This is a genomic window from Psychrobacter sp. ANT_H56B (assembly GCF_008369245.1).
Lineage (GTDB): Bacteria > Pseudomonadota > Gammaproteobacteria > Pseudomonadales > Moraxellaceae > Psychrobacter > Psychrobacter cryohalolentis.
Genome location: NZ_VOBF01000018.1, coordinates 1 through 7,165, shown reverse-complemented (window position 1 = coordinate 7,165; position 7,165 = coordinate 1). Strand labels below are relative to the sequence as shown.

Sequence of the window (7,165 nt, the reverse complement as noted above, 5' to 3'; positions counted from 1 at the left end):
ACAGATAACGCCTTTAACCGTTTTTTATAGCGGTAGAGATAACTTCTTAGCGTAGACACCGACAAGTCTAAATCATGCCTTTCAGCCAGTATCTCAACCACCCCTTCATGGGTGTAGGTATCCAGTAAACCCTCAATCACCGCATACAGTGACCGGAATTTTGAAAATTTTGTTCTTGTCGCCATCGTTATCCACCTATAAAAATATCAACCCTGTTTACCCGTCTTTTGTAGGGAGAATACCGTAAAATGTCATCATTATAGGCTACTTTGCCTCACTTATGCATTAAAACAGCATCGTAATAAGGTAGTAACGCTCTTATCAGCCTTTTTTGCTAAAAAAGCTGACCACAGGTAGAAAATAACCGATTTTTCTACCTGTTTTTTCTGGTCATTAAATTATTCAATTTAATGACTACACCATACGCACCCTAAAGGGACTTCCAAGTTGCTGATATTGTTAGGTTTAATGAAATTGGTTTTCTTGAAAATGTATGCAAAGTGCAAACAAAATCAATATTAACCATTGATTTATAACGGAAAAGGTGTTTGCATTTTGCAAACAGCGTTGCTTCTAAAAAGTGAAAAATACCCCCTAAATAGCCCTTTTTTACCTCTTTTTTCGTCAAAAATCTTACTTTTCTAATGAATGAATTTATGGTGTAGTAAGTACTCTTTAGTGAAATTAACCTCAATTATCAGGAAAAAGTGGCGATGAACTACGCAATTTTAAGGACGGCAAAATTAAAGACCATGGGCAACATTGGCAGCAGTCTGGCACACAACTATCGAACCATAAATACGCCCAATGCTGACCCCAATCACACCCCTAAAAATCATCATACCGTTGCTAGCCCTGAAGCCGTCAAACAGGCAATACAAAACCGACTTCCTGAAAAAAGACGCGCTGATGCGGTGCTGTGTATTGAGTATTTGATAACCGCCAGTCCTGAATGGGAAGGCTGGGGAACTGACAAGGAAACTGAATTTTTTAAGCGAGCGGGTCAGTGGCTGAGTGTTAAGCATGGGAAAGAAAACATTGCGGGTCTGAGTATTCATCGGGACATAAGCACACCGCAGCTGGTCGCTTATGTGGTTCCCATTGACCAAAAAGGGAAGCTGAACTGTAAGGATTTTCTAGGCGGTCGGGTTAAATTAAGCCAGATGCAGACTGATTTTGCAAATACGGTTACTGATTTGGAGCTAACGAGGGGCAAGGAAGGTTCTAAAGCCAAACATACCAGCATCAAAGCGTATTACCACGATATCAACCACGCGAGAGACTTTACTATCACAGCCGAACCGCCTAGACCTGAATTATTTGAAAGCAAGGCTAGCTACGGTGAGAAAGTGATATCAGCCGTTATTGAGCAAATAGAACCGACGGTGAAAGCTGCTAACAGCATTCTGATGAACTACGAAAAGGCGAGACTAGATAAAAAAATTGCGGAAGACAGCTATGACACCCTGAAAAAGCGTGTTGAGCCTTACTTAGTGGCGACTAAAGGGTTAAATCAAGAGGAAATTGCTAGGGTGAATGAGGTAATGCAGCTAGAAAGCTGTAAAATAGCTGTAGATAGGTGTAAAAAATTAGATGCTAGGAAGGTATCAAAATTGATTTAGACAGCCCTTAAATCGAATTATGTGGTCAAATAGGCTGATTCTTATCGCTTATTATCGGGGTATGTCTCAATCCTCGCGGAATTCTTAAATTCAATCTTTAAAAGATTGTTAACTGTGGAGGTGATACCCATCCCTAATATTTTTATCGTTGGATAGATTTCTTTACCGTTGAATAACACCTGATCCTGAATTTATCAAACAAAAAATCATCATAGAAAATCTTTTAAATGGTTCAAAGTTTGGTTTTAGTAGTGGATTATTTAGATGCGTGGTTTTGGTTTTTAATGTTTTTAATGTTTTTAAAGCTTTTAAAAGCTTTTAAGTCCGCTACAGCCCTTGCCAATCATAACTCTTATTGTCCATAAAGGGACGTTTAGCGACCCATAAAGGGACGTTTAGCGACCCATAAAGGGACGTTTAGCGACCCATAAAGGGACGTTTAGCGACCTTATGAAGACAATTATATTAGAGTGTCCGTTTATATGGTATATTAACCTTATAAATTAGCATTGAGCATATAAAATGACTGGAAAAAAATTAGTGTCCAAACATAATAAGTTAATCAGTGCCAGTTACTCACTTGGCGTCCCTGAACAGCGCGTTATCTTCTTGGCTATTGTTGCAGCAAGGGAACAAAAAAAGCTGATTGATGCTAGAGGGGTGCTGCAAATCTACGCAAGCAGCTATCAGGAACAATTCAAAGTAGAAAAGCATTCAGCTTATAAAGCATTAAAGAGCGCCACTAAAGGATTATTTGATGCTTACTTCGAGTATGACGACATCCATGAAAAGACAGGAAAGCCAGTGCATTACCTTGTTAATTGGGTGCAAAAGATAGCTTATATTGATACTGCCGGTATGATCGAAATACAGTTTACAGATGACGTTATACCCTTGATAACAAGGCTAAGCGAGCAGTATACAGAGTATGATTTAAAGCAGGTTAGTGAGTTGCAGAGCGAGTATGCGATCAGGCTTTACGAATTGATGATGCAATGGAAATCTGTTGGTAAGACCAAGGAGATAGCAATTGATGACTTGCGTAAAAAATTAGGTGTTAAGCCTGAGCAGTACAAAGCTATGTCAGACTTTAAAAAACGTGTTTTAGATCATGGCATTAAACAGATTAATGAACATACAGACATAACCGTCAAGTATGAGCAGCATAAGACAGGGAAAACCATTGCTGCCGTTTCATTCGCATTCAAGAAAAAGAAAATACTTGAGCATATCGACCCAGCTAAGAATAAAAATAGAGATACTACCACCCCTGACTTATTCCATAACATGACTGATAGCCAAATCAGCACATTCAGCGCCAAGCTTGCCGCCTTACCTGAACTTGGTAGTAATGCGCCTATTGGCAAAAGTACCGCTGAGTTTGCCGCTATTATCGCTAGTGATCTAGCAGACGAAGATAAGCAATTACGGTATATGCCCTATCTTGCGAAGCTAGGTTATCAACCTGCAAAGCGTAAATAATAGCGTTATTTTAGTGTTACTAAATAGTTAGATTTTTAATTTTTTATCACTACGTCTTTTTGTAGTGTTGGGGGTGTGGGGGTTTACCCCTGCCGATGCTTTGATTTTATAAATGTGTGACCGTTAGGACTAAACATTTGTAAAGTCGAAAACTCGCACTTAGTCAGTGGGACTCAATCATCTGTCAATTAACTATATCATAATAGATTGTTAGCTATTGGTGAAGTTGCTATAGTTGGAAAGATTACAATTTCAATATTTTAAGGAAAATTTATGAGCTTACTTGGTGGTAATGATTTAAAGGAACAGCAGAAGATTAATGATCTTGAGCTTAGAATAAATAGAGAGAAGAAGAAGTTAGATAAGAAGCTGACACGAAAAAAAATACTATTAGGTGCTTTTCTTGTGGACGCTTTAGAAAATGATTCTGTACAAGGGCTAAAGGAATATACAGCTGACAACCTATTAAGTTTTCTGACCAGACAAACGGATAAAGATTTAATGGCGGACTTAGTAAAGGGGCTTGGTGGTACAGTTAACATTGAAAGTAATAACGAAACCAAAGCAGAATCTGAAACACTTTAACAATTTAGGATCTTATATATGTCAAAGCATTTTATTTCACTAATTACGGTATTGGCTCTAATGTCAGTTTCAGGTTGCGCTACTACAGATAATGTATCTTTAGAGAAGAAAGAACCTATTGATGAATTTATGAAACAATATCAATCTAATATTTCTAGCCTCAATCAGCATGATCTTTTTAGTTATAAAATTGAGAATTATGAACCAATACCTATGATTGGCTTTTCTGGTTATATCGAATGGAATGGAGACTGCCTAGAGTTTGTATCCATAGGCTCCAATAAAAAGTATACCCCAATCTTTCCAGTCCAAACTACTATAATAAGTAGTGATGGAACTAGCTTCAACGTGTCAGGAACTAATTTTTCTATTGGTGATGAGGTGGTTTTAGGTGGATCGTTCGTAAAGGCATCAGATAATAAAGTTTCATTATTTACTGAAGGTAATCCTGAGTGCTTGTTAGAGGAAACCATGACTATTATTTAGCTTCAACTTGTATGCTTAAAAGATATATATTCAGTGCAGTCTAAAGGTATGGTTCCCTAGTGAGGAATTGAATCTTTGCCTGTAGGCTAATGATATCGGTATCTTGAGTTATTTAAGTAGTTGCGGTGTACTTCGTTGTGTACATGTAGTGAGCTTTTGAATCATTATTTTTATTTATCATAAGCGCTATTATGAGAATATGCTCAGTGCGCTATACAGGCTTTGAAATATCGACTGATTGTCTTGCTTAATAAGACTTATAAATATATTAAATAGCCTACTAAATGGTATTTTGACCCAAAAATAAAATTATTTATAAACCAATCAAGTATTTACATCCAAATTTTAAAAATCATTTTCTCATCGCTTCAACTTTTAAATTCTATCCTATAAAGTCCAATACATGCTATTAGTGGATAGCATGCAGCTAGGAAGAAATACTGGATTTTGTAGTCTCTATAATAAGGATAGGATATAGCTAACCCGATGATAAAAAAATAAATAACCGTATTAAGGATGCGTTGCTTTATCTTAATTTTATTCTTTTCCAGTATATTAACAATGAAAGCATAGGTTAAAAACAGAGATAAGAACTGTAAATATATATAATATTTATCCATAGCCTACCTTCTATTTGAAGTTTTCATAGCGGTTTGATTTCTAGAATACCCCAGAAGCACTAGTCAGTGTTGATGCCTTATCTATATCACTAAAACCTATAGAAATAGCATAGCTTCTAAAATTTCGTTGTAGGTTGAATTGTCATAAAATTTATTTATTACTTTATGATAATACCTGAATACAATAGTTATAGAGCAAATCTTAATTTTTCTGATATCTAACATTGTTAATAGCTTACGTATTTTTAAAGGCATACCCCAGAAAAACCAGTATATTTGCCTCTAAATCCATCTAAAAGACTACATATATCAGACCAATGTTATAAAACCACTCAAAATATACGTTAAGTAAGCAGCGCTTTTATCTCACTCGAAAGCCTCGCATAACGCCCTATATCTATATTTGCTAACATAATCCCCTCTTTAACCTGCTTGTCTCATACCCGTTTCTTAGTTACAGTCAGAAACCTTATCTCAGATAATGATGATGAGTAATCAAATAACGACAATCTTTTATTAAGGGAATTACCCTATGGCGCTAGAATTGACTGGGGTTTCAAAAGAAAATGATGCCAACATGCATCATGGCGAGCGTATTATCCTGCGTTTGACTTATGTGAGCCGCTATAACACCGGCAATGCGAATATCGAAGTAGCGCGTATTCTTGAGCAAGCGCAACGCAACAATGAGCGCACTGGTATTACTGGCGTATTGGTCATTAATGAAAACTACTTTCTTCAAAGTATTGAGGGCGCAAGACCGGTTATTAATGGCTTATTGCGAGAGCTGATTAAAGATGATCGACATTTCTCATTGCAGATTGTTGAGTGTCGTGAAATTGAACAGCGACGTTGGAACAAATGGTCGATGAAATACTTAACGCCCAACGATGGTGATAACGAGTATGTGTTGAAGTTCTCAGCAACCAATAAATTTAACCCTTATCTTATGAGTACGTCTCAAATAATGCTGTTTATTGAAGCCCTATCAACACTTCAAGAACAACGCGCCTCTGAGCAACAAGAAACCAAGGGTTGAATCAGCCTATTGAATTTGACACCATTGATATGAGAAACCAGATATGGCACAAAATACATCAGATGCTCACATTCTAGTCAGCATGACCTATGTCAGTCGCGCAACCCAAGAGATGTCCGCTAAAGCAATCAGTGAGATTTTACAGCAAGCACAGCATAACAATGCTGCCAACGCCATTACAGGTATGCTGGTTTTTAAAGACAATATATTTCTGCAAACCATAGAAGGCTCAAGAGCGCGAATTAATCGCCTGTTGTATAGCCTGATTGCAGATCAACGGCATGATGACTTACAAGTACTTGAAACTCGGGAGTTGGCGCATAGAGAATGGTCAAAATGGTCAATGAACTATGTCTCACCAACCCAAGATAACGCCGCGATTTATCTTAAGTATTCTACTACTGCTGATTTTAATCCGTACTTACTAAGTTTCGAATCAATACGTGGTTTGATGCGTGACCTGAGTCATTAGTAAGTACAAAATCATATAAGTTTCTTAAGTGTTCAGTCTTTTTAAAATCCTGACCCAATAAACATCTGCTTTTGACCCTTTGCCTGGTTTATTTGCGCCTGTTAGCCTTCTAAAGTGTTTTCGGTATGGTTACTACCGTCAAGTGCTGCCACTGGCTGTAGAGGGCTGTTGCTGGGCTTAGACTGATAATCAAAAGACAAGGGTACGGTATTGGTCTCTGCGACCTGATTCAGAAACAGTTTGATTGCTTGAGAAGGCGTTAACCCATAACTTTCAAACACTGAAAAAGCGCGGTCTCTTAGCTCCTGATCGAGCCTGATATTATAATTAGTGGTAGTCATAACTATACCTTATATTTACTTAAGTACGCTCAATGTAAACTAAAGGTATAGGTATATCAATGATTATTCAGAATTTTAATAGGTTTAGCAATGATGCCCTGTTCATCTAATCACCCAAGAAAAACCATGACTTTCCGCTCAATGCTTTTTTGTATAATATAAATATCAGAAGTGGAATACTTACCTAGCTTGTTCCTTTCTTTCAGTTTCAACCTGTCTTTTCATATCATCTAGTGCTGCTTGTAATTCTTCAGGCGTCAGTGCCCTGTCTGAATCATCCTCACTGTCTGTATCGTTCTCTTGAATCGGATCACTACCCCGCAAATCAATAAAAATTTGTTTGACGGCTTCCTGCTTTATCTTAACCTGACGACTAGAATCATCTGTAGCGACAGATAACGCCTTTAACCGTTTTTTATAGCGGTAGAGATAACTTCTTAGCGTAGACACCGACAAGTCTAAATCATGCCTTTCAGCCAGTATCTCAACCACCCCTTCATGGGTGTAGGTATCCAGTA

8 protein-coding genes and 1 pseudogene are annotated in these 7,165 nt (G+C 37.5%); 6 read left to right on the top strand and 3 right to left on the bottom strand.

The window, feature by feature from the left end:
- A pseudogene (locus FQ082_RS13085) lies at nt 1-185 on the bottom strand (hypothetical protein); the annotation flags it as partial.
- Nucleotides 186-713: 528 nt separating this feature from the next.
- Here FQ082_RS13085 and mobV point away from each other — a divergent pair.
- The 6 genes from mobV (at nt 714) to FQ082_RS12725 (ending at nt 6,306) form a co-directional block, all read left to right on the top strand.
- Nucleotides 714-1,622 (top strand): MobV family relaxase, encoded by a 909-nt coding sequence (gene mobV / locus FQ082_RS12750; RefSeq protein ID WP_149493436.1) that lies wholly within the window; start codon nt 714-716, stop codon nt 1,620-1,622.
- A 522-nt stretch (nt 1,623-2,144) separates the two neighbouring features.
- The gene (repM, locus tag FQ082_RS12745) at nt 2,145-3,104 is read left to right on the top strand and encodes a replication initiation protein RepM (RefSeq protein ID WP_149493435.1); all 960 of its coding nucleotides are present in this window, start codon (nt 2,145-2,147) and stop codon (nt 3,102-3,104) included.
- Between the two features lie 273 nt (nt 3,105-3,377).
- Nucleotides 3,378-3,689, top strand: coding sequence for a mobilization protein MobS (locus FQ082_RS12740; RefSeq protein WP_181718009.1), 312 nt, complete (start codon nt 3,378-3,380; stop codon nt 3,687-3,689).
- Nucleotides 3,690-3,707: 18 nt separating this feature from the next.
- Nucleotides 3,708-4,175 carry a hypothetical protein gene (locus FQ082_RS12735; protein ID WP_149493434.1) on the top strand — a complete coding sequence of 156 codons (468 nt, stop codon included), beginning with the start codon at nt 3,708-3,710 and terminating at the stop codon, nt 4,173-4,175.
- Between the two features lie 1,152 nt (nt 4,176-5,327).
- On the top strand, nt 5,328-5,834 hold the full coding sequence (locus tag FQ082_RS12730; protein WP_149493433.1) for a BLUF domain-containing protein: 507 nt from the start codon (nt 5,328-5,330) through the stop codon (nt 5,832-5,834).
- A gap of 43 nt (nt 5,835-5,877) precedes the next feature.
- Nucleotides 5,878-6,306, top strand: coding sequence for a BLUF domain-containing protein (locus FQ082_RS12725; protein ID WP_149493432.1), 429 nt, complete (start codon nt 5,878-5,880; stop codon nt 6,304-6,306).
- Between the two features lie 101 nt (nt 6,307-6,407).
- Here FQ082_RS12725 and FQ082_RS12720 read toward each other — a convergent pair whose 3' ends face one another.
- Nucleotides 6,408-6,647 carry a type II toxin-antitoxin system RelB/DinJ family antitoxin gene (locus FQ082_RS12720; protein WP_149493431.1) on the bottom strand — a complete coding sequence of 80 codons (240 nt, stop codon included), beginning with the start codon at nt 6,645-6,647 and terminating at the stop codon, nt 6,408-6,410.
- A 180-nt stretch (nt 6,648-6,827) separates the two neighbouring features.
- Nucleotides 6,828-7,165, bottom strand: a 338-nt coding sequence (locus FQ082_RS13040) for a hypothetical protein (RefSeq protein WP_188018961.1), incomplete at its 5' end; no start/stop codon positions are given.